Consider the following 19,913-nt stretch of genomic DNA (forward strand, 5'->3'; position numbering starts at 1 on the left):
CGAAGGCAATCGCCCTGATCGGGAAGGCCAGCGCCGCCGCCCGTCCGTGGCGGCGCCGGAATGGGATCACTCGATGATCTTGTAGTGTTCGCCGGCGCAAGCGCAGACAGGACAGGCTTCCGGCGCATCGCCGATCACCGTATGGCCGCAGTTCGGGCAGATCCGAATGACGACATCGCCGAGGTCGCCGCCGGCCTTCACCGCGTCCAGCGCATCGCCGAACAGGCCATAGTGGATCTTCTCCACTTCCATCGCCTCGGTCATCGACCGAATGGCGCGCTTATGCCCCTCGGCCTTGGCCGTTGCGACCATCGCCGGATACATCGAGGTGAACTCGTGGCTCTCGCCTTCCATGGCGTCCGCGAGGTTGTCGAGCGTGCCCTTGATGGCGCCGAGCGCGCGCAAATGGGCGTGGGCATGGATGGTCTCGGCGGCGGCGACGGCGCGGAACAGCTTGGCGACGCCCGGCTTGCCTTCCCGGACGGCGGCATCGGCATAGGCGAGATACTTGCGGTTGGCCTGGCTTTCGCCGGCGAAGGCTTCCTTGAGGTTGTCCGTGGTGGTGGGCATGTTGCTAGCCTTTTTGTTGAGCGACGAGGGGGACGTCGCGGGTCCCCGACCCAAGAGACTAGCCCGGCAGTCCAGGCCCGAGTATCGGGACAACCCCGTGAAATGCCCTATGGACTTGAGATTTTTTCTAAGGAGGGATCGCTGGCCCAAAAAGGAAGAGGCCGGACGGATCCGGCCTCCTCGTCTACTCAAGCCTCGGACGGAGCGCCGTTGGCCGGCACCGGCTGGCTGTGCCGCCGGCGCGTCCGCCAGTCGCCGAGGAACAGCAGGATCGGCGCCGCGATGAACACCGACGACGAGGCGGCGATGACGATGCCGAAGATCATCGGCACAGCGAAACTCTCCACCGCGCTGCCACCCCAGATCGCCATCGGCAACAGCGACAGGAAGGCCGTCGCAGAAGTGTAGAGGCTGCGCGCCAGCGTTTCGTTGATCGACTTGTCGATCAGTTCGCGCAGCGGCATCGACTTGTAGAGTCGCATGTTCTCTCGCATGCGATCGTAGACGACCACCTTGTCGTTGACCGAATAGCCGACCAGCGTGAGCAACGCCGCGATGGCCGTCAGGTTGAAGTCGAGCCCGGTCAGCGCGAAGAAACCGACGGTCTTGGTGACGTCGAGCACCAGCGTAGCGATGGCACCGACGGCGAAGGGCCACTCGAAGCGCACCCAGATGTAGACCAGCATGGCCAAGCTGGCGAAGATCACCGCAAGCACGCCGGCCGTCGCGAGCTCGCCCGACACCTTGGGGCCGACCACTTCGGTGCCGATCACCTTTGCCGAGGCATCGATCTTGGTGATCTCCTGCCGGAGCTGTTCGACCGCCACCGTCTGCACCTCTTCGCCCCCCTCCTGCCGTTCGACTCGGACGAGCAGATGGTTGTCGTCGCCAAAGGCCTGCAACGCCACTTCACCCAGCCCCAAACCGTCGAGACCGGAACGAAAGGCGGCAAGGTCGGCAGGCCCGGATGTTTCCACCTGCATCTGGATGCCGCCACGGAAGTCGACGCCGTAGTTCAGTCCCGGGTAGATGAAGAGACCGATCGAGGCGAGCGACAAGAAGGCCGAAAAGCCGATGCCGAAGAAGCGCGCCCGCATGAACGGAATGGCCGTGCCGTCGGGAATCAGCTTGATCGGCAGAAGCGGCCGGATGTCCATCTTCTTGAGCTTGCGGCGTCGGACGATCGACAGCATCAGAACCCGCACCACCGACACGGCGGTGAACATCGAGATGACCAGGCCGATGCCCATGGTGACGGCAAAGCCGCGCACCGGACCGGAACCGAACCAGAACAGCAGAATGGAGGCGATCAGGGCCGTGACGTTGCCATCGACGATGGTCGAGTAGGCGCGCTTGAAGCCGGCATCGAGCGCCGCGATGGCGCTCATGCCCTTGCGCGACTCCTCGCGGATGCGCTCGTTGATCAGCACGTTGGCATCGACCGCAAGACCGATGCCGAGCACGATGCCGGCGATGCCCGGCAGCGTCAGCGTCGCCCCGAGCAGCGTCAGGCCGGCGAAGGTAAGGATGACGTTGAGAGCGAGCGCCAGGTTGGCGAGCAACCCCCAGGTGCCGTAAAGCACCAGCATGAAGCCGAACACCAGGGCGAAGCCGATGAGACCGGTCGAAATGCCCATCTCGATGGCATCGGCACCGAGGTCGGCGCCGACGGTGCGCTCCTCGATCACCGTCAGCTTGGCCGGCAGTGCGCCGGCCCGCAACATGGCGGCGAGGTCGGTGGCGCTTTGAACGGAAAAGCTACCTGAAATCTGGCCGGAGCCGGCGGTGATTGGCTCGCGGATCACCGGCGCGCTCAGCACCTTGTCGTCGAGCACGATGGCGAACGGGCGCCCGACGTTGGCACGGGTGATGTCGGCAAAGCGAGCGGCGCCGGCCGAATCGAAGCGGAAGGAGACGATCGGTTCGTTGGTGTTCTGATCGAACCCAACGCGCGCGTCGGTAAGGCGATCGCCGGATAGCTCGACGCGGTCTTCGACGGGATAGGCCCGTCCTTCGTCGTCACGAAGAATGGTCACACCCGACGGTACGAAATCGGCGGTCGCCGCGTCGGACAGGAGATGGAAGCCCATCTTGGCGGTCGACCCAAGCAGTTCGCGAATGCGCGCCGGATCCTGCACGCCGGGTAGCTGGACCAGGATGCGGTCGCTGCCCACGCGCTGGATGGTCGGCTCGGCGACACCAACCTGGTCGATGCGCTGGCGGATGATTTCGAGGCTCTGCTCGACGGCCGCCGCCGCGCGATCGGTGAGACCGGCGCTGGTAAGGGCGAGCGTCACGGTGCCGTTGCCCTGGCGGATGTCGAGATCGCTGGCCGTCACGCCAAGACCGGGATTGCCGATCGAAGCGGCAAGCTTGCCGAGCTCTCCGGCGGCTCGGGCGGTCTGTCCGGGATCGTCGAGGCTGACGGTCACGGCGTTGCCCGCGCGGCGGATCGATGTCGTGCCGATCTTCGCCTCGCGCAGCGTGCGGCGGGCGTCCTGCGTCAGAGTTTGCAGCCGCTCCTTCACGAGATCGGCGGCATCCACCTCCAAAACGAGATGCGAGCCACCCCGGAGGTCGAGCCCGAGCGACACTTTGTCGCGCGGCAGCCAGGAGGGAAAATTGTCGAGGGTGGATTGCGGCACCACGTTCGGAAGCGTGACGATGATGCCGAGGACGATGATGGCCGAATAGAGGGCCACCAGCCAGCGGGAAGTCTTCATTGGAATGTCCATGCCGAGCGACGTCGCTGCGCCCCATGGGAGGCCAGCGGTCGCAAAACCTGATTCGGGTTCGGGAAATCAGGCGGCGAAGGGCGGCGCGCGGGGCTGGTGTGCGGCGGATTGGCGGCGTGCGGGCTTGACCCCGGCGACGACGCACATGCGCCGGAACACGGACGAACACGTCGCGACCACGGCGATGGCAACCAGCGCGATCGGCGGCGAAGGTGGTGGTGGTGCCGAGGTTCGATCGCCGTGATCGGCGACGACCACCGGCCTCAGCCCATCACGAAGGACAGCCGAATGCCTGAGGACGGCTTGGTCGGCAACGCCGAGCGTTACCGAAGACGAAGGACCGAAACCGCCCCCCAACCCGAGTTGGAGGACGAGGGTGACGAAAAAGACCGAGAGAATCGCGACAGCCGTCAACGTCGCCGACAAGCGACGCCTGACAGAGAGAACTGGCGCGGCTCGTTGGGTCACGCGGCGGGCTTTCCTTCTTCGGTCTCGTCCAGACCGTCCAACTCGGATGGAGCCGCATCGTCCGTCTCGGGAGCCACGTCCGGCTGAGCGTCCAGCATCTTCAGCATGCCGAGTCCGATCTCGCGTTCGCCCATGATCACCTTATTGGCGCCATGGCGCATCAGGTGCTCCACTTCTTCATCGGAGTGAGCGCGGGCAACGATGAGAAGGCCGGGACTGATCTGGTGTGCCTGTTCGATGGCCTGACCGGCCTCGAAACCGTTGGGTATGGCGACCAGCAACGCCTTTGCCCGTTCAAGGCCGGCCAGGGCCAGAACACGACCGTCAGCAGCGTTGCCGACGATCGTCTCGATACCCTTCTCACGTAGCCGCCGCACACGATCCTCGGCATCCTCGATCACCAGCAACGGCACGCTCCGCGCGGCGAGATCGTCGGCGATGACACTGCCAACCCGACCATAACCGACCACCACCAGATGACCGCTGAGCATCGTAGGCTCCGTCACCTCGTCGTCGGTGTCGTCATGCTCGGCAGCGGCGGCGACCGGCTCGGCCTCCACGATCGGAGCGGGCGCGGCCGGTTCGGGAGCGCTCACCGGCTCGAGCTTCGGCTGCAGCCAGGCCTCCAGCGCCGGGCGCATCCGGTCGGCAACGGTGAACATCAACGGGTTGAGAATGATCGAGATCAGCGCGCCAGCCAGGATGAGGTCCCGTCCCTCCTCCGGCAGGAAGCCGATGCCGACGCCCATTTCCGCCAGGATGAACGAGAACTCGCCGATCTGCGCAAGGCTTGCCGAAATGGTCAGAGCCGTCTTCACCGGCCGCCGGAAGACCAGCACGATGACGAAGGCCGCCACCGTCTTGCCGATGAGGATGATGGCGAGCGTGGCGAGGAGAACAAACGGCTTGTTGACGACGATGCTCGGGTCGAACAACATGCCGACCGAAACGAAGAACAAAACCGAAAAGGCATCGCGTAGAGGCAGGCTTTCCTGGGCGGCCCGGTGACTGAGTTCGCTTTCCGACAGCACCATGCCGGCAAAAAAAGCGCCGAGAGCCAGCGAGACTCCGAACAGTTCGGCCGCTCCAAAGGCGACACCGAGCGCAATGGCGAGAACGCCGAGCCTGAACAGCTCCCGCGATCCGGTATGGGCGATGCGATGCAGGATAGCCGGGATCACTCGCCGGCCGACGACGAGCATCAGCGCAACGAAGACGACAACCTTGATCAGCGTCGCCGCGACAATGCCGCCGACACCGAGATCGATGCCGATCAGTCGGCTGGCCACGGCGGCAAGCGGGTCGGAGTAGGCGCTGACCCCTCCGTTCGACAAGCTGGCCGCCGCCGGGATCAGGACCAGGACCAGCACCATGGCCAGATCTTCGACGATCAGCCAGCCGATGGCGATTCGACCGCGCTCGCTATCGACGAGCCGGCGATCCTGCATGGCCTTCAGAAGCACCACGGTTGAGGCGGTGGAAAGTGCAACACCGAAAATCAGACTGGCGCCGAAGGACCAACCCAGGGCTTCGCCGAGCATCCAGCCGAGCAAGGTTGCGATGGCAATCTGGCCAATGGCGCCCGGAACGGCGATGAAGCGGACCGACAAAAGATCTTTCAGCGCGAAATGCAGGCCGACACCGAACATCAGCAAGATGACGCCAAGCTCGGCGAGCTGAGGAGCCAGCTCCTGATCGGCAACGAAGCCCGGCGTGTGCGGCCCGACCAGCATGCCGGCAACAAGATAGCCGACCAGCGGCGGCAGACGGAAGCGATTGGCAATGGTGCCGAATATGAAGGCAAGAACCAGACCGCCGACAATCGTCGAAATGAGGGACGTGTCGTGCGGCATGTAAGGCCTCCGTCAGGGCTGGATTTTCAGGGGATGACTCACCTCGCGGGCAGGCCGGGCCAATAGACCTCGGAACAATATGGAGGTTTTCGAAGCTCGATCAAGTGCATTCCGCCAAGAACGAGTGTGCGCCCACGTCGAAAGACGTCATTATCCGAACAGAAAATCGGAGTTTCTTGCCCTCCCGCCGACCTTCAATTAACCTCGTCTTAACCGCGTTGGAAGGCAGGCCCGTCGCTCTCGCCGGGGACGAGCGACAGCGGGACCCGACACTGCACGATGCCCGAAGAGAAAGCCGGCGCGGTCAAAGGCATCTGAGCGAGCAACGCGCGCGCCGCAGCGGTCCCGAGGTCCTGAAGCGACATCTGGAAACACGTCACCTGCGGCGTCAGGAACCGAACCGATTCTTCGCCACGGAATCCGATGATCGACAAATCCCGGCCAGGTTTGAGCCCACGCTCGGCAAGGCGCCTGTAGATTCCGATGGCGGTCACTTCGTAGAACAGGATGATGGCCGTCGCGGGATCGGACCTGTCGACGAGACTATCGACTATGCTGTCGCCGTCGTCCTCCTGGCGGCGGGTCGAGAACACCAATCCTTCGTCGAACTCCAGTCCATGCCGCGCGAGATTATCCCTGTACGCCTGTGCAAAGATGACTCCGTAGTTGGCGTCGTTGGATGGCAGCGTCACCGCAATGCGCCGATGGCCATATCCAACCAGGCGTTCGACGGCAGTGGCCATGACGCCCTCGAAGTCGAGATCGATCCATGAGTGGCTGCCGCCGCTGTCGCTTCTCCCCAGCGTGACGAACGGGATGCCCGACGACTGCAAGAAATCGATGCGTCGGTCGATGCGCCGCGTTTCGGCGAGAACCAAGCCATCGACGGCACCACGCGACACGAAACGCTGGAGAAAAGTGAAGTTGTCCTGGCTCTTGGCGCAGGGCAGGACCAACAGGTCGAGGCCGTGGGCGGCGAGGATGGCCTGCATGCCCTCGACCACTCCCATGAAAAAGTAATCGGTGCTGGTGGTGCTCTCGGGATCGAGCTCGATCATGAAACCGACGGAATGGGTAACGCCCTGGGCAAGCGAACGGGCGGCCTGGTTCGCGGCGTAGCCAAGGCGTTGAGCCGTCTCCAAAACCTTTCGGCGCGTCTCTTCGTTGACATTGGGATTGCCGTTGAGAGCGCGAGATACCGTGGCCGTGGAAACTCCGAGCTCTCGGGCCAGACGGGCGATGCCTCTCATAAAATCCTCCGACCTTCCACGTAGCCCATTGACAGACGTCCTGCGGCGAACTTAGCATTGTAAGCGCTTACAGTAACATGATGTGCATCTCAAGCCTGTCCGTCGGGGAGAAGGACGGCAGCCCCAAGAGAGCCCATCGATTGTAAGCGCTTACAATGGGAAGACGGCCGAAGATTGGGAGATCTCGTCCGTAGACAGTCACGCTCGAATCGCTCGCCGCCTTGGTGAGAAACGAGGGGCTCGTGTTCGAAGCCGCCGCGGGAGATGGCGCGGTCCGGTTCGATCTGAAACATGGGAGGGTACGATGATTGCGACACATAGCACTCGAAATGCCGCGCGAGGCGTCATGCGCTCGCTGGCTCTTGCCGGCGCCGCCTGTTTGGCCTTCGCCTTCACGGGCGGAGTTGGACTTGCAGCTGACAAGGTGACGCTGACCTACATGGCGAGCCAGGATTGGGTGAAGGACGCCGAACAGGCGCTCGCCAAAAAGTTCGAGGAAAAGACCGGGATCGGCATCGACTTCCAGATCCTGCCGTCCGGCCAGTATTTCAGCGTCCTGCAGGCCAAGCTGAACTCGGGCGAGGGTCCCGATCTGTTCGGCGGGCAAAGCGGCGTGACCGACCTCAAGCTTCAGTACAACGTCGAGAAGAACGCCGTCGATCTCACCGGCGAGCCTTGGGCCGCCAAGATGGATCCGCTCGTCACCGCGCAAGCGACGGTTGGCGGCAAGCTCTACGGCCTCACCTACTGGGACGTGCTCGGCAATACATGGGTGATCAGCTACAACAAGAAGCTGTTCTCCCAATACGGTCTCGCCGCTCCCAAGAGCTATGCCGAGTTCAAGGCCCTGAGCCAGAAGCTTGCCGACAACGGCATCCAGCCGCTTTACGAACCGGTGGCCGACGGCTGGCATCACGTCCTCTGGTTCCCGGAGCTGGGACCGCGCTTTGAAGAGGTGACGCCCGGCCTCGCCGACGCCCTCAACGCCAACAAGGCGACCTTCGCGGGCAACCCCACCATGCTCGCGGCCGTTACCCAGCTCAAGGAAGCGTACGATCTGGGCTTCATGGGCAAGAACGCCCTCGCCGATGTCTACACCGGTGCGTCCAAGGCGATGGCCAGCGGCAAGGTGGCGATGGTCCTTGCCAATACGGGCTTCGCTTCGCTGGTGGAGCACGACTATCCGGATATGAAGGCATCCGACATCGGCGTGTTCCTGATGCCGCTCGCCGACAATCAGAGGGTCAACATCAATCCAGCCGGGCCTACCCATTTCATCTATTCGGGATCGGCCCACGTCGACGCCGCCAAGCAGTATCTCGCCTTCCTCGCTCAACCCGAGAACGTCGACTACTTCATCGACAACACGCCAACTGCGATGACGCTGCCCTTCGAGGGAGCGAAGAGCAAGTTCAGCGCTGACGTTCAGGCGTTGTTCGATTCGCACAAGGATGCGCGCGGCACCGTCTACCAGACCGCCGTGAACTACGTGAACCCGCAGTGGATGGACATCGGCGCAGATCTGACGGCAATGTTCACCGGGGCGATGGAACCGGCGAAGGTGCTCGCCAACATCGACAAGCGTCGTGGCGATCTCGCCAAGGCCGCCAAGGATCCCGCCTGGAAGAAGTGATCCTCCCTGCTTCGTCTTGACAAGCGGACAGAGCCCTACCGGCGAACCGGCTTCACCGGAAAACCTCTGGACTTGGCGGCGTCCACCCCCGGTCTTCTCCTCTAGAAGGCTTTGAGACCGGGGGTGCGACCACGAGCGACCGGAACTCGCAATGAAAACGCATAGTCCCTACCCGTTCTATTTTGTCCTCGCGGCGCTCGCACTCTATGTGACGTTCTTCATCGTTCCGAGCCTCAGCGGCATCGCCTATTCGTTTACCGATTGGAGCAGCTATTCCGAAGAGGTCGAGTTCATCGGCCTCGACAACTATCGGACCATCCTGTCTCCGGACGAGAATTACCTGTCCTTCATCAAAAACACGCTGCTGTTCACCTTCTGGACGATCATCATCAAGACGGTCTTCGGCTTGGCACTCGCCCTGCTGCTCAACCAGGGCGTCCGCTGGTTCGTCAACGGCTACCGCGTGCTGATCTACCTTCCGGTCATCCTGCCGACGTTGGTCGTTGCCCTGATTTTCCGCTCGATTCTGGACCCCGCGGCCGGGCTTCTCAACGGCTTCCTGCGCGGCATCGGTCTCGACGCCCTTGCCCTGCCCTGGCTCATCGACCCGAGCATCGCGCTCTATTCGGTGGTCGGCGTCGATAGCTGGAAGGGCATCGGCTACATCATGGTCATTCTGCTCGCCGGCCTGCAGACCATTCCGAAGGACCTCTACGAGGCCGCGGCGATCGACGGCGCCGGCGCCTGGGCGAAGTTCCGCCACATCACCCTTCCCATGCTGATGCCGGCGCTGATGATCGTCACCGTGCTCAACATCCTTTACGGATTGCGCGTGTTTGACATCGTCTACGCGCTGACAAACGGCGGACCCGGCTATGCGACCGAGGTGTTGTCGACCGAGATCTTCAAAGCCTTTTCCAAGGGACAATTCGGGCTCGGCACCGCCATTTCCAGCATTCTTTTCCTGATCCTGGTCGTCACCGGCTACCTGGTCATCCGGGTGATGGAACGCCAGTCGGACCGCGATTGAGGAGAAAGCGGATGCCTAGGAACCTGCGCGCCCTCGCCACCCATCTCGCGGCCTTCCTGGCCAGCCTGGTCATGATCCTTCCGGTCTATCTCATCGCCATCAATGCGCTCAAATCGTCGACCGAAGCGAGCACGATGAGCATGGAGCTGCCAACCGAGCTCCACCTTGAGAACTTCCTGATCGCTATCGAAAAGGGAAAGCTGCTTGCCAGCTTCTTCAACAGCCTGCTCTACGCCACATCGGCCACCATCATCGCCACTCTGGTGTCGGCCATGGCGGCCTTCGTGATGTCGCGCCACCGGACGCGGCTCAACCGCTTCTTCTACCTGTTCCTGATCATGGGCATTGCGCTGCCCATCAACTTCTTCACGCTGACGACCATGATGCAGGTGACCCACCTCATCAACACCAAGATCGGCGTCATCATCCTCTACGCCGCGTTGCAGGTGCCCTTCTCGATCTTCCTGATCTACGGCTTCGTCGAGACCGTCCCCCGCGAGCTCGACGAAGCCGCCATCATCGACGGCTGCCGACCGCCGCAACTGTTCTTCCTGGTGATCCTGCCGCTGTTGAAGCCGGTGCTCGTCACCGCAGGTATCCTGAACTTCCTCAATATCTGGAACGACTTCATGATACCGCTCTACTATCTCAACAGCAGTGCCAACTGGCCGATGACCCTCGCGGTCTACAACTTCTTCGGCCAGTACCAGAGCAGTTGGAACCTCGTCTCTGCCGATATCGTGCTCACCATCATTCCGGTCATCGTCATCTACCTCCTCGGCCAGCGCTTCATCATCGCCGGCATGACCAGCGGTTCGGTCAAGGGATGAGCCGCCGGTGACGATCGGATCCCATCACACATCCAGATTCGGGCATCATGACCAACAACGCTCTTTCCCACGCAGGCATGATGCCTGACTTCGTCAAGGCTTACGCCAGCGGCACGCTTTGCATCTCGGCCCTGAGCGACCGGGCCTTCCGAGTCCGCTTTGCACCCGCCGGGCACGACGGAACGATGCCGGAAAGCCGGATCCTGATGGATAACCTGCCACCCGCCGCCGTTTCCGCTCAGGCCGGGGGCGGCGCTATCCGCCTGGACCTGCCGCATCTCGTCTGCGAAATAACCGACACCACGGGGCGCCTGCGCTTCTTCGGGCGGGACGGCAGACTGCTGCTTGCCGAGGCCGAGGCAGGACGCAGCCTGTCGCCGGACCTGCTTGGCCACGAGGCTATCCATATCGCCGAACAAGCTTTCGATTCCCCGCCGGACGAGCGCCTTTACGGAACCGGTTGCTTCCAGGACGGCGCGCTCGATCTGCGCGGTCTGCCGCGTCGCCTGACCCAGGTCAACACCCAGATCGCGCTGCCCTTTATCCTGTCCAATAAAGGCTACGGGCTGATCTGGCACCATCGCGGCCGCAGCGACCTGAACCCGCCACCGAACCGGATGGTCTTGGCGAGGCGCTCGGTCGGTCAGGCTCAGATGGCAACCGTCTCGACATCGTCGGGCGGAGCGGCGGTGGAGCGGCGGACGGCCGTGTTCGAGGGACGGATCGAGATCTCGACCGGCGGGCGCCACGCGATGCTGCTCGACATCGGGCGGAAGATGGGCACGCGCTACCGTGTCGAGATCGATGGCCTGATCTGCGCCGATTACGACAACTTCTGGCTCCCCCCGACGACAAGCTTCTTTGCCGATCTCGCCCCCGGAACCCACGTGGTGACGGTGGAGGCCGACGAGGCCGACGCTCCGGTCCTCTACCACGGTCCGGTCGCCGACCGCACGGTGTGGCGTTCTCCCGTCGCCGACGCCATCGATTACGTGGTGATCGCCGGCCCCGGCGCGGCCGAAATCATGGGCGGATACCGCCAACTCCTCGGCGCGACGCCCATGCTGCCGATCTGGGCCTTCGGCTACGTCCACTGCCGCGAACGATTCCACTCCTCGGACGAGATCATCGAGACGCTCGATGAGTTCCGGCAACGTGGCCTGCCGCTCGATGTCATCGTGCAGGACTGGCAGTACTGGGGTTCGCACGGCTGGAACGCCATGCGCTTCGATGAGGCCCATTACCCCGATCCGAAACAGCTCATCGACGAAGTCCACCGGCGCGATGCGCGCTTCATGCTGTCGGTTTGGGCGCGCATCGATCCATCGTCCGAGCTCGGCCAGGAGTTTGTCCGTCGCGGGTATTTCATCGAGGGTACCGACTGGGTCGACTTCTTCAATCCGGAAGCCGCCGCCTTCTACGCCGCCCAGCAGGAAGAGCGGCTCAGACGCTTCGGCATCGACGCTTGGTGGCAGGACGCCACCGAGCCCGAGAACGATGATCTCGCCGGTCGGACGACGGCCGCCGGCCGGGGCGAACACGTCCAGCTCGCCTACCCTCTGGAAGTCACGCGCGCCGTGTCGGAGTCGTGGAAGACGTCCGTGCCGGATAGGCGCGCTCTGATTCTGACCCGCAGCGCCTTCCTCGGCCAGCACCGCTACCCGGCCTTTACCTGGTCGGGCGACGTCGGTAACGATTGGGCTACGCTTGGCAATCAGATCGCCGCCGGGCTCAACATGGCGGCCTCCGGCTACTCCTACTGGACCGTCGATGCCGGCGGTTTCTTCCGCCCCGGCTCCGGGCAGTATCAGGACGAAGCCTACCGTGAACGCTTCCTGAGATGGTTCCAGTACGCCACCTTCCTGCCGATGCAGCGCGTCCATGGCTTCGAGACGGATACCGAGTTCTGGCGCTATGGCGAAAAGGTGGAGGAGATTGCAAAGGCCTATCTCGAACTCCGCTACCGCCTTCTGCCCTACATCTACGCCGCAGCCGCCGAAACGGCAGCGACCGGAGTCCCCATGATGCGGCCACTGGTGTTCGACTTCGCCAGCGATTCGCGCGCGCTGGATGAGACGCACAGCTACATGTTCGGCGGGGCCTTGCATGTCGCCCCGGTCCTTGCGGAGGGAGCGGAAAACTGGCCGGTCTATCTGCCGGAGACCGATGGCGGCTGGTTTGATGTCTGGACCGGCGAGCACCGCGCCGGCGGCTGCGCGCACGAGGTTCCCAGCCCGCTCGATCGCATCCCGCTTCACGCAAGGGCGGGCAGCATTCTCCCCGTCGGCCCGATCGTCCAGTCGACGGCCGGCTTGTCCTGGACAACATTGACGATCTACGTCTTCCCCGGCTGCGACGGCTTTATGGAGCTTTATCAGGACGATGGTCTCAGCCTTGGCTGTGAGCGAGGCGAAAACGTCCGCATTCCACTCCACTGGGATGACGCACAGGACACACTGCGGATCGGCGCGTGCCGTGGAGCCTACCCGGGAATGCCGCAGGTCAGAAATTTCACAATCTGCCGCGTCCGTCCGGGCATGACGCCGATGACCTCGACCACAGGGATCGCACTGGACTATCGCGGCGATCCGATTTCCGTCGTTCTGACGCGATAACGCATCAGCCAGGCAGGAGAGCCGCAGGCTTCATCTGCCTGGTGCGACCTCGTGGGATCAAGATTGTCGGCGAGGGCTTTGGCTCGTCTCTCGACGACCTGGCAACCCCAGCAAACGTGGGACCCGGTTTTGCGTCCGGAATCACGTGAAAGCAGCAGTATGGATCATGTCGGCGAACCAGAGTTCGCCTGACATGCTCTTGAACACCATTCCTGGAAACGGATTGGTGGAGCTGAGGGGAATCGAACCCCTGACCTCTGCAGTGCGATTGCAGCGCTCTCCCATCTGAGCTACAGCCCCATCCGGCACGGCTTTTCGGCCGCGAACCCGGCGTCGGGTGAGCCGCTTTTAGGGGGAGGGACAGAGACTGTCAAGCCTTTCCCGGCCCCCAAGTCAGGCCCTCGGACGAGATCGGGAAGGCTCACCCAGAGCGCGGCGAAGCATCGCCGCCACCCGCCTTCGAAGCAGCGGTCTGCTTCGGCCTTTACCAAGTCTGGTGATCTGCGCGCAACGGCACCGCACAGCGGCCTTGCGGCCCCACCGCGTCATGGCTACATCTCGGAAACCTCGTAATGCGAAAGACCCATTCATGCAGGCCGTCCTCTACGTTCTCCTCCAGGTGCTCAGTCTCTACATGTACATCCTGATCGCCTCAGCGATCATGTCGTGGCTCGTCGCCTTCAATGTCGTCAACCTGCGCAACCAGGTGGTGGCGACGATCGCGGGCTTTTTGTACACCATGACCGAGCCCCTGCTGCGCCCCATCCGGCGCCTCATGCCCAACACCGGCGGACTGGACCTGTCTTTCCTCGTGCTTTGGTTCGGCATCATCCTTCTGCAGCAGATCATCATCCGCTACATCTTCCCCTACGTCTTCTGATCCGATGGCCGACACCCCGATCCGGCGCGATGGCGCCGATCTCCTCGTCGAGGTGCGCCTGACGCCGCGTGGTGGCAGCGATCGCATAGATGGCGTGAAAGCGCTGTCGGACGGCCGCGCGGTGGTCGCTGCGCGGGTGAAGGCGGTGCCAGAGGATGGTAAAGCCAATGCCGCCGTGGCGGCGTTGCTGGCCGCCGTCGCCGGCTTGCCGAAGTCGGCTTCAGCGGTCGTATCCGGCCCAACGGCGCGTCTCAAGACCATCCGCCTGTCGGGTGCCGATGCCGAGGCGGAAGCGCGCCTCAGGACGGCCTGCGGCCTTCCAGCCTGAAACCGGACTTACTCGTCGGGGTCGAGCGCCCGCGCCTCATCCGGCAGCATGATCGGCACTCCGTCACGCACGGGATAGGCGAGCCGAGCAGGGCGAGACACCAGCTCGCGGCGTTCGGGATACCACTCCAGCGTTGCCTTGGTGAGCGGGCAGACGAGGATCTCGAGGAGCTTGGGATCGACTTCGCCAGTCCGCCGGCCGTCATTCTCCTGCATTGTGGCGTCCTCAGTTGAAGGTGGTCGGAGCACCGTCGGCGGCGCGCGCCAGCGCGATCTCGGTGATGGCGATCAGCGTCTCGGCTCGCATCTTCAGGTCGGGAGCCTCGAGCAGAGCCTGCTTCTCGGCTGCCCCATAGGGGCTCATCATCGACAAGGTGTTGATCAGCGCCTCGGTCGACGCCTTTTCGACGGCGTCCCAGTCCGCTTCCATCTCGTTGGCCTCGAGATAGGCTTCGAACACAGCGAGGAAGGCGGCGCGATCCACCTCTTCCTCGCCGGTCTGTGGCTCGAAATCGACCGGGAAATCGCAGGCGATCCAGCCGACGCGATAGGGCAGCCCGGCCGGAACCTCGCCCGTCAGGTGAAAACGACAGACGCCGGTCAGAGTCACCTGATAGCGCCCGTCCCCCGTTTCGGCGATCGCCGTGATTCGGCCGACGGTTCCAACGTCGCAAAGCGGCGCCGATCCCTCCTCTATGCCCTCGTCGGCGTCGAAACGCGGCTGAATGATACCAATGAGCCGGTCACCGGCCAAAGCCGCGTCGACCATGGCGAGATAGCGTGGTTCGAACACGATGAGCGGCAGCAGGCCGCGCGGCAACAGAAGCACGCCCTTCAGCGGAAAGAGTGGCAGTTCGCCGGGAAGATCGGCGGAACCGACGTAGCTTGCGTTGCCAACTTGCATCGAATGCCTTTCCGATCAGGAGAACAGAACCGAAGACAGCTTGCGCCGTCCGTAAAGGGTCATGGGATCGGTCATACCCCAAGCTTCGAAGAACTTGACCAGTTGCTTGCGCGCCGCTTCATCGTTCCAGGCCCGCTCGCGCCGGACGATCTCGATCAGTTGGTCGACGGCTGCCTGGCGGTCGCCCTTGGCGGCCAGCGCCTCGGCCAGTTCGAACCGGGCTTGGTGGTCCGCAGGATTGGCGGCAACGGCCGCCGCCAGCGCTGCGGTGTCGCCGACGCTGGCGGCCCGCTCGGCCAGCTCCAGCTCGGCGCGGGCGCCGGCAATCGCCGCGTCGCCGGCCTTCAGGTCGGGCACGCGGGCCAGCACGGTACGTGCGTCCTCAAGCTGGCCGGCCGCCGTCAGCGCCCGGACAAGGCCGGCGATCGCAACGAGCGATTCGGGCTCCACGTCGAGCACGGCGAGAAAGGCCTCGGCAGCAGCCTGCGCATCGCCGGCGGCAAGCGCCTCCTGGCCGGCGGCGATGAGCTTCTCCTGGTCGGTCGGCCCCATGGGACCGGCGACGCGCTCGATGAACTGTCGCACCTGGCTTTCCGGCTGGGCGCCCATGAAGCCGTCGACGGCGCGCCCCTTGACGAAGGCGATGACGGCCGGAATCGACTGGATTCCGAGCTGACCTGCTACCTCGGGGTGGTTGTCGATGTTCATCTTGACGAGACGCACCTTACCCTTGGCGTCGCGAACGACCTTCTCGATGATCGGCGTCAGCTGCTTGCAGGGGCCGCACCACTCGGCCCAGAAATCCACCAGCACCGGCCTGTCCTTCGAGGCATCGAGCACGTCGCGGGCGAAATCGCGGGTCGTGGTCTCGATCACGTCATCGGTCGCGGGGGCCGGGGCGGCGCCAGGTCCCGGCGGGGCGAAGCCGTTGCCAAAGGTGAAGGTCGGGCTGCTCATCATGTCACTCGATTGCTGGCGCCGACCTCCCGACAGGAGGCGGCGAAGAGGGAGTTTGTCCGCCCTATATAGGGCGGCGGGGCCAAGTTTAACAGCGCCCCCTCTCAGGCGAGAAGCGGCAAGTCGACGATAAGCGGCTCGTGGCCGGTGGCCCGGAGGAAGGTGACCAGGCCTTCGGCCGATACCGCCGTGGTGGCGGTGTTCTCAAGCGGATGCACGTGGACCGGATCAAGTTCCAGCAACGCTCTCTCCAGCACCACGGTCACCGTACCGGCCGTATCGTTGAGGACGCCGAGCGGCGTCACCGAACCGGGCAGAACGCCCAAATGTTCCATCAGTTGTTCGGCCGAGCAGAAGGACACCCGGCCCGAAGCGCCGATCGCCGCCTGCACGTGCTTGAGATCGAGTGAGGCATCCTTCCTGAGCGTGATCAGGAAAAGCCGGCTCTTCTTGTCCTTGACGAACAGGTTCTTGGCAAAGCCGCCCGTCATGCCGCCCCAGATGGCCATCGCAGCCTCGACAGTTGGCAACGGCGGGTGTTCGATCGTTCGATGGGCGATACCGAGACGATCAAGAAAGGCAAACAGATCGGCGCGCGTTGCAGCCATGACAACCTCATGAGCGGACGGGCTAGGATCCCGGAACCCGCTTATATTTTCAGGTAACGCATGGATCGCGCAAGCCAAAACCATTGAAAAATCCGGGCCTTGGCGAGATTGAAACGCCCTTTTTCCGGCAAAAAAAAGCGCGCTGCGAAAAAAGTCGAAAAAGCCTGTTGCATTCGCCGCCGACTTGGGCGATATACCGCCTCGCTCCGGCGACGGAGCGCGCTGAAAAGCGGAGCGCGGGTGTAGCTCAGGGGTAGAGCATAACCTTGCCAAGGTTAGGGTCGTGGGTTCGAATCCCATCGCCCGCTCCATTTTCAGAAGAGAAGTCAAAGACTTGCAAAGTGGCCGCCTTCGGGCGGCCTTTTTGTTGGCGTCTGTCCAGGAAGATCTTCTCTCTTACCTTCCCACCCCATGTTCCGGTCATGCCGATCGGTTCAGCCACAAGATCGATGCATTGAGAAGCGTCGCAAAAGTGACCCATCCCAGATAGGGAACGAGCGCCCCTCCGGCGATGCGATCGACGGCGAGAAAAGCGTGCACCGTCGCTGCGATGGTCGTGACGAGCACCAGAATCACGACCAAGCCCGCCAAAGGCGAATGGAATCCGAAGAAGGCGACGGACCACGCCGCATTGAGCGCCATCTGCACCAGGAAGAAAGCGATGGCACGGCGGCGCAAGGCGCCATCAGGGCTGCGCAGGATGCGAAAGAAAGCCCAGGCCATCAGGATGTAGAGCAGCGTCCAGACCGGGCCGAAAACGCCGTTGGGAGGGTTGAATGGCGGTTTGGCGAGGCTCTCGTACCATGGCGCCAGGTTGGGCATGGTGGCGAAGTTGCCGATGATCGCCGCCGTGGCGACGGGAACGACAGCGGCGAGCGCCGCTGGAAGTTTTCCCATGGGGCGCGGCAAGAGCGTTTCCGAGGTCAATCCATATCCTCCTTCACGGGTCGCAACCGAGAGACCGGAGCCCTTCGGCACCGTTCGCTCAATCCTATAACGCATCGCTGCGCACCCAGACACTGACGCTGCCTGCGTTCACGGGAAAGCTCGCGCGTCCCGCCTCGTCGGTCGTGACTTCGTCATCACGGTGCCCAAGGAAGTCGCGGAAGGCGACACCTGCCATCTCCTCACCGAGGTCCATGGGTTTCGCCGCGTCGGCCGCATTGGTCATCACGACCACGCAGCCGGGCGCCTCAGACGTGCCGTGGCGTACGAAGGCGATGCAGTTCGGATCGTCGAAGACGTCCGTCTGCGGGCCATAAGCGAAGCGCTGACGCGCCGCGATCAACCCTGGCAGGCAGGCGATCGCCGGCATGTCGATGTCGTGATCCTCGCCGTCGCCCCCCTTGTCGGTATAGGTCGCGCCATAGAGATCTGGGTGGAACACGCAAGGTACCCCCTGCTCCCGCAGCAAGATAAGGGCATAGGCAAGCGGTTTGAACCATGGTTCGACCGGCGCCTCCAGCGATTGCAGCGGCTGCGTGTCGTGATTGGCGACCAGGGTCACGGCGTGCTCCGGCATGGCGCCAACCAGCGTACCGTCGAACAGGGTGCGCAGATCGTACTCGGCACCACCTTTGGAAGCGTCGTGAAAATTGTAGTGCAGCGCCACGTCGAACAGCATGAGCTGGTGATCGACCAGATCGAGGTATTTGCGAAGCGCGTCAAGGTCCGGAAGCCAGTATTCGGCAACGACGAACAGGTCCTTGCCGGCATTCTCACGCATGTGGCCGATCCAGTCGCGATAGAACCAGGCGGGAATATGCTTGACGGCATCGAGGCGGAACCCGGCACAGGGCAGTTCACCCATCAGCCAGCGCCCCCAGTGCTTGAGCTCCTCGTATACGGCCTTGTTGCGGAACTCGATGTCCGATCCCATCAGGTAGTCGAAGTTGCCGAACTCCTCGCCAACTTCGACGCTCCAGCCGTCATCGTATTCGTTGACCAGTTTGAAGACACCATTCTCGTCTGGATCCTCGATGTGATCGACGCCACTAAAGCATTTGGCGTCCCATATGAACTTCGAGTAGCGCCCCTGCCGTCCCGGAAAGGTGAAGCGCGTATGCGCCGTGGCCTCGAAGGTCTCCGGATCGATCTCCTCGCGATTGTCCGGGTTGACGCGGTGCACCCGGACCCGCTCGGTCTCGTCGGCGCCCATCTTGTGATTGAACACCACGTCATGGATGACGCCGATGCCCTTCGCCTCAAGCGCATGGACGGCACGCTCCAAGGCCGCCCGGTCGCCATACTTGGTGGCAACGCCGCCCTTCTGATCGAACTCGCCGAGGTCGAACAGATCGTAGACGTCGTAACCGACCGAGTGTCCTCCCGCGGCCCCCTTGTAAATGGGCGGCAGCCAGACATCGGTGATGCCCATGTCGGCGAGCGACGCCGCCTTCTCCTCGATGTCTGGCCAGAGGCGCCCGTCGCCGGGATAGTACCAATGAAATGCCTGCAGCAACGTTCTCTGGACCATTTGCAGCCTCTGGGCGGGGCGCGCCGGGTTGCGCGCGGCTTCGGATCAACGAAAGACGCCGCCGTTCCAACGGACCGGCAGCGTCTTGAAAGTGCCGAGCGGGATCGCTCAGAGCTTGTCGATGGTGTCTTTGAGGGCTTCCTTGCCCTTGCCGACGGCCTTCTGGGCATCGCCCTTGGCTTCCTGGATGTCGCCCTCGACCTTCAGCTCGGGATCGTCAAGTGCCTCACCGGCGGCACGCTTGGCCTTGCCGACGGCCTCGTTGGTGTAGCCCTTGATCTTGTCGGTAGTGGAACCCATGACATTCTCCCTTCACGTCTATGTTGGTTTCGGTTCGGGGAACCGTGAATGAAACGTGGGAGGGACGGATGGGTTCCGAAGAAACGCCGGACGCCAGGCTCACCTTGCCGTGAGTCCGGGCATTCTGGAGCGGAGATGGTGAGCTATTTCAGTCGGTTGATCGGTCAGAGGGCCGCTTGTTCGGGCTCGCCATACGGCAGGTGTCTGATCCGGACAGTCGCGCTTGTGCTTCGTCATTTCCAAACGCAAAAGCCCTCCGGAGATTTCTCTCTCGGAGGGCTTATGGTTGTTTGGGTTCGTTTGTGTGTGTGTTTTGTGAAGAGTTATGTTCGTGTGGTTTGTTGTTGTTTGTCTTGCACTTTGCAGGCCTGGCAGCGACCTACTCTCCCGCGTCTTAAGACGGAGTACCATTGGCGCTGGGGAGTTTCACGGCCGAGTTCGGGATGGGATCGGGTGCATTTCTCCCCGCCATGACCA

At 63.1% G+C, this 19,913-nt stretch carries 17 protein-coding genes, 2 tRNA genes and 1 rRNA gene; 7 read left to right on the top strand and 13 right to left on the bottom strand.

The genetic code is table 11. From position 1 onward, the window contains the following. Nucleotides 1-66: 66 nt before the first annotated feature. The 4 genes from QQZ18_RS17465 to QQZ18_RS17480 all read right to left on the bottom strand — a co-directional run bounded on the left by QQZ18_RS17465 (nucleotide 67) and on the right by QQZ18_RS17480 (nucleotide 6,876). Entirely contained in the window at nucleotides 67-570 is a 504-nt protein-coding gene (locus QQZ18_RS17465; RefSeq protein ID WP_284542228.1) for a rubrerythrin family protein, read from the bottom strand. A 188-nt stretch (nucleotides 571-758) separates the two neighbouring features. Beyond that, nucleotides 759-3,293 carry a protein translocase subunit SecD gene (gene secD, locus QQZ18_RS17470; RefSeq protein ID WP_284542229.1) on the bottom strand — a complete coding sequence of 845 codons (2,535 nt, stop codon included), beginning with the start codon at nucleotides 3,291-3,293 and terminating at the stop codon, nucleotides 759-761. A 476-nt stretch (nucleotides 3,294-3,769) separates the two neighbouring features. Then, entirely contained in the window at nucleotides 3,770-5,626 is a 1,857-nt protein-coding gene (ybaL, locus tag QQZ18_RS17475; protein ID WP_284542230.1) for a YbaL family putative K(+) efflux transporter, read from the bottom strand. Nucleotides 5,627-5,835: 209 nt separating this feature from the next. Continuing rightward, nucleotides 5,836-6,876, bottom strand: a complete 1,041-nt coding sequence (locus QQZ18_RS17480; protein ID WP_284542231.1) for a substrate-binding domain-containing protein — start codon at nucleotides 6,874-6,876, stop codon at nucleotides 5,836-5,838. A 346-nt stretch (nucleotides 6,877-7,222) separates the two neighbouring features. Here QQZ18_RS17480 and QQZ18_RS17485 point away from each other — a divergent pair, with 346 nt between their 5' ends. From QQZ18_RS17485 to QQZ18_RS17500, 4 genes are all read left to right on the top strand, one after another. Beyond that, nucleotides 7,223-8,509, top strand: coding sequence for an ABC transporter substrate-binding protein (locus tag QQZ18_RS17485; protein ID WP_284542232.1), 1,287 nt, complete (start codon nucleotides 7,223-7,225; stop codon nucleotides 8,507-8,509). A gap of 151 nt (nucleotides 8,510-8,660) precedes the next feature. After that, nucleotides 8,661-9,539 (top strand): carbohydrate ABC transporter permease, encoded by an 879-nt coding sequence (locus QQZ18_RS17490; RefSeq protein WP_284542233.1) that lies wholly within the window; start codon nucleotides 8,661-8,663, stop codon nucleotides 9,537-9,539. A gap of 11 nt (nucleotides 9,540-9,550) precedes the next feature. After that, complete coding sequence (locus QQZ18_RS17495; RefSeq protein WP_284542234.1) at nucleotides 9,551-10,369, top strand: carbohydrate ABC transporter permease; 819 nt, start codon at nucleotides 9,551-9,553, stop codon at nucleotides 10,367-10,369. A gap of 47 nt (nucleotides 10,370-10,416) precedes the next feature. Next, entirely contained in the window at nucleotides 10,417-12,984 is a 2,568-nt protein-coding gene (locus tag QQZ18_RS17500) for a glycoside hydrolase family 31 protein (RefSeq protein ID WP_284542235.1), read from the top strand. 224 nt (nucleotides 12,985-13,208) lie between these two features. On the opposite strand, the gene QQZ18_RS17505 is transcribed toward QQZ18_RS17500, so the two are convergent. After that, nucleotides 13,209-13,284: transfer RNA gene (locus tag QQZ18_RS17505), tRNA-Ala, on the bottom strand. A 289-nt stretch (nucleotides 13,285-13,573) separates the two neighbouring features. Between QQZ18_RS17505 and QQZ18_RS17510 the strand changes: the two genes are divergently transcribed. Both QQZ18_RS17510 and QQZ18_RS17515 read left to right on the top strand, forming a co-directional pair. Continuing rightward, nucleotides 13,574-13,864: a YggT family protein gene (locus QQZ18_RS17510; RefSeq protein WP_284542236.1), complete on the top strand. Its 291-nt coding sequence runs from the start codon at nucleotides 13,574-13,576 to the stop codon at nucleotides 13,862-13,864. Between the two features lie 4 nt (nucleotides 13,865-13,868). Then, a complete protein-coding gene (locus QQZ18_RS17515; RefSeq protein WP_284542237.1) occupies nucleotides 13,869-14,192 on the top strand; it encodes a DUF167 family protein in 324 nt (107 codons plus the stop codon). An 8-nt stretch (nucleotides 14,193-14,200) separates the two neighbouring features. On the opposite strand, the gene QQZ18_RS17520 is transcribed toward QQZ18_RS17515, so the two are convergent. From QQZ18_RS17520 to QQZ18_RS17535, 4 genes are all read right to left on the bottom strand, one after another. Further along, nucleotides 14,201-14,407, bottom strand: a complete 207-nt coding sequence (locus QQZ18_RS17520) for a Trm112 family protein (RefSeq protein WP_101290374.1) — start codon at nucleotides 14,405-14,407, stop codon at nucleotides 14,201-14,203. 10 nt (nucleotides 14,408-14,417) lie between these two features. Beyond that, a complete protein-coding gene (locus tag QQZ18_RS17525; protein WP_284542238.1) occupies nucleotides 14,418-15,095 on the bottom strand; it encodes an LON peptidase substrate-binding domain-containing protein in 678 nt (225 codons plus the stop codon). A 15-nt stretch (nucleotides 15,096-15,110) separates the two neighbouring features. Beyond that, the gene (gene trxA / locus QQZ18_RS17530; RefSeq protein WP_284542239.1) at nucleotides 15,111-16,052 is read right to left on the bottom strand and encodes a thioredoxin; all 942 of its coding nucleotides are present in this window, start codon (nucleotides 16,050-16,052) and stop codon (nucleotides 15,111-15,113) included. Nucleotides 16,053-16,156: 104 nt separating this feature from the next. Further along, nucleotides 16,157-16,660, bottom strand: a complete 504-nt coding sequence (locus tag QQZ18_RS17535) for a prolyl-tRNA synthetase associated domain-containing protein (protein ID WP_284542240.1) — start codon at nucleotides 16,658-16,660, stop codon at nucleotides 16,157-16,159. A 236-nt stretch (nucleotides 16,661-16,896) separates the two neighbouring features. On the opposite strand from QQZ18_RS17535, the gene QQZ18_RS17540 reads away from it, so the two are divergent. Continuing rightward, nucleotides 16,897-16,971 (top strand) — tRNA-Gly (locus QQZ18_RS17540). Nucleotides 16,972-17,080: 109 nt separating this feature from the next. Here QQZ18_RS17540 and QQZ18_RS17545 read toward each other — a convergent pair. From QQZ18_RS17545 to rrf, 4 genes are all read right to left on the bottom strand, one after another. Continuing rightward, on the bottom strand, nucleotides 17,081-17,587 hold the full coding sequence (locus tag QQZ18_RS17545; RefSeq protein ID WP_284542241.1) for a TspO/MBR family protein: 507 nt from the start codon (nucleotides 17,585-17,587) through the stop codon (nucleotides 17,081-17,083). Between the two features lie 64 nt (nucleotides 17,588-17,651). Beyond that, a complete protein-coding gene (gene amyA / locus QQZ18_RS17550) occupies nucleotides 17,652-19,136 on the bottom strand; it encodes an alpha-amylase (protein WP_284542242.1) in 1,485 nt (494 codons plus the stop codon). A 108-nt stretch (nucleotides 19,137-19,244) separates the two neighbouring features. Further along, nucleotides 19,245-19,436: a CsbD family protein gene (locus tag QQZ18_RS17555; protein WP_284542243.1), complete on the bottom strand. Its 192-nt coding sequence runs from the start codon at nucleotides 19,434-19,436 to the stop codon at nucleotides 19,245-19,247. A gap of 366 nt (nucleotides 19,437-19,802) precedes the next feature. Continuing rightward, a 5S ribosomal RNA gene (rrf, locus tag QQZ18_RS17560) occupies nucleotides 19,803-19,913 on the bottom strand; the annotation flags it as partial.

Source organism: Pleomorphomonas sp. T1.2MG-36 (genome assembly GCF_950100655.1).
GTDB lineage: Bacteria > Pseudomonadota > Alphaproteobacteria > Rhizobiales > Pleomorphomonadaceae > Pleomorphomonas.

Bases quoted from the DNA above. Each gene is read 5' to 3' on its own strand.
- amyA (WP_284542242.1), bottom strand. From the start codon at position 19,136: ATGGTCCAGAGAACGTTGCTGCAGGCATTTCATTGGTACTATCCCGGC.
- ybaL (WP_284542230.1), bottom strand. From the start codon at position 5,626: ATGCCGCACGACACGTCCCTCATTTCGACGATTGTCGGCGGTCTGGTT.
- QQZ18_RS17500 (WP_284542235.1), top strand. From the start codon at position 10,417: ATGACCAACAACGCTCTTTCCCACGCAGGCATGATGCCTGACTTCGTC.
- QQZ18_RS17510 (WP_284542236.1), top strand. From the start codon at position 13,574: ATGCAGGCCGTCCTCTACGTTCTCCTCCAGGTGCTCAGTCTCTACATG.
- QQZ18_RS17480 (WP_284542231.1), bottom strand. From the start codon at position 6,876: ATGAGAGGCATCGCCCGTCTGGCCCGAGAGCTCGGAGTTTCCACGGCC.
- trxA (WP_284542239.1), bottom strand. From the start codon at position 16,052: ATGAGCAGCCCGACCTTCACCTTTGGCAACGGCTTCGCCCCGCCGGGA.
- QQZ18_RS17490 (WP_284542233.1), top strand. From the start codon at position 8,661: ATGAAAACGCATAGTCCCTACCCGTTCTATTTTGTCCTCGCGGCGCTC.
- QQZ18_RS17515 (WP_284542237.1), top strand. From the start codon at position 13,869: ATGGCCGACACCCCGATCCGGCGCGATGGCGCCGATCTCCTCGTCGAG.
- QQZ18_RS17555 (WP_284542243.1), bottom strand. From the start codon at position 19,436: ATGGGTTCCACTACCGACAAGATCAAGGGCTACACCAACGAGGCCGTC.
- QQZ18_RS17520 (WP_101290374.1), bottom strand. From the start codon at position 14,407: ATGCAGGAGAATGACGGCCGGCGGACTGGCGAAGTCGATCCCAAGCTC.
- QQZ18_RS17465 (WP_284542228.1), bottom strand. From the start codon at position 570: ATGCCCACCACCACGGACAACCTCAAGGAAGCCTTCGCCGGCGAAAGC.
- secD (WP_284542229.1), bottom strand. From the start codon at position 3,293: ATGAAGACTTCCCGCTGGCTGGTGGCCCTCTATTCGGCCATCATCGTC.
- QQZ18_RS17495 (WP_284542234.1), top strand. From the start codon at position 9,551: ATGCCTAGGAACCTGCGCGCCCTCGCCACCCATCTCGCGGCCTTCCTG.
- QQZ18_RS17535 (WP_284542240.1), bottom strand. From the start codon at position 16,660: ATGGCTGCAACGCGCGCCGATCTGTTTGCCTTTCTTGATCGTCTCGGT.
- QQZ18_RS17525 (WP_284542238.1), bottom strand. From the start codon at position 15,095: ATGCAAGTTGGCAACGCAAGCTACGTCGGTTCCGCCGATCTTCCCGGC.
- QQZ18_RS17485 (WP_284542232.1), top strand. From the start codon at position 7,223: ATGCGCTCGCTGGCTCTTGCCGGCGCCGCCTGTTTGGCCTTCGCCTTC.